The 1,403-nt window shown below is 76.7% G+C and carries 1 protein-coding gene and 1 pseudogene; both read right to left on the reverse strand.

The genetic code is table 11. The features are described from left to right. Nucleotides 1–439: pseudogene (locus tag BN12_RS25615) on the reverse strand (YggS family pyridoxal phosphate-dependent enzyme); the annotation flags it as partial. Continuing rightward, on the reverse strand, nt 436–1,158 hold the full coding sequence (locus tag BN12_RS21705; RefSeq protein WP_048555628.1) for a polyphenol oxidase family protein: 723 nt from the start codon (nt 1,156–1,158) through the stop codon (nt 436–438). The gene BN12_RS21705 and the pseudogene BN12_RS25615, both read right to left, overlap by 4 nt. Nucleotides 1,159–1,403 lie beyond the last annotated feature (245 nt).

Genomic DNA, 1,403 nt, shown 5'->3' on the forward strand with positions numbered 1-1,403 from the left:
CGTCGGCGGGCCCGGCGCCCCCACGACCCGATGCGTCGTCGAGGCCGACCTGGACGAGCGCCCCGAGCCGACGACCCCGCTCGCCGGCTGCCCGGTCGAGGGCGGCGACGAGCCTGCCCCGGTCGAGGGAGTGGACGACGTCGGCCGTCGCGGCGACCTGGCGCGCCTTGTTGCTCTGCAGCTGACCGATGAAGTGGAGGGTGAGGTCGCCGCGGCACGGCAGGTCGGCATACTTGGCGGCCGCCTCCTGGGCCCGGTTCTCGCCGACGTCCCGGACGCCGAGCCCGGCGAGGATCGTCACGTCGGAGGCCGGGAAGAACTTCGTGACGGCGACGAGGGTCACCTCGGCCCGGTTGCGGCCCGCGGCCGTGCAGGCGCGCACGATCCGCTCCTCGACGGCGGCCAGCCCGGCGGCGATCTCGTCCCGGCGGCTGCTCATGACCGACTCACGACGACCCCCGCGAACCGACCGGTCGTGCCCTCGCCGCGGAAGGAGTAGAGGCCCGCCGACTCGCGGGTGCAGCCGGCCACCCAGTCCGCGACGACGACGCCGGCGGCGGAGAGCTGCTCGACGGCCCCCGCGGCGACGTCGAGGGCGGGCGTGCCCGTCCGGCTCACCGACCAGGAGGCCGGCGCAGCGGTGGCGACCTCCTCCCGCATGACGGGGGGCACCTCGTAGCAGCGGGGACACACGGACGGACCGACGACGGCACGCAGGTCCCGGGCACCGAGGTCCCGGAGGGCGACGACGACCGCCGGGACGATCCCGGCGAGGAGTCCGGGCCGGCCGCAGTGGGCCGCCCCGACCGCCGGGCCGTCGGCGTCCCACAGCAGGATCGGCGTGCAGTCGGCGACGAGGGCCCCGAGGGCGAGGTCCGGAACGGTCGTGACGATCGCGTCCGCCGACGGCTCCGGCCCCGCATACGGCCCGTCGACGACGAGGACGTCCGCGCCGTGGCACTGCGCCATGAACAGCAGCCGGTCACGGTCCACGCCGTATGCGGCGGCCACCCGCGCGCGGTTGGCCGCCACGGCCTCCGGGTCGTCCCCGACGCGACCGCCGAGGTTGAGACCGGCATACGGTCCGACGCTGACGCCGCCCTCCCGGGAGGTGAACCCGAGATCCACCCCGGGCTCGCCGCGTCGCCACCAGAACACGCCGCCGAGGCTACCTGCCCGACGTCCGGGCGCCCCGGCGGCGTCGGGGCGCCCCGGCGGCGTCGGACCGGCGGCGGACGACCTACTTGAGGAAGTCGGGCACGTCGAGGTCGTCGCCGTCGTCGAAGGTCACCGCACGCGGCGGCTGCTGCACCGGCTGCGGCTCTCGGTGCGGGACGTCCTCCCGCGGCGTGGGAGAGTGCCCGTTGCCGTCGGCCGACGCCGGCGGCGACGCCGGGGTCGAC

It is taken from the genome of Nostocoides japonicum T1-X7, from assembly GCF_001046855.1.
GTDB classification, from domain to species: Bacteria; Actinomycetota; Actinomycetes; order Actinomycetales; family Dermatophilaceae; genus Nostocoides; species Nostocoides japonicum.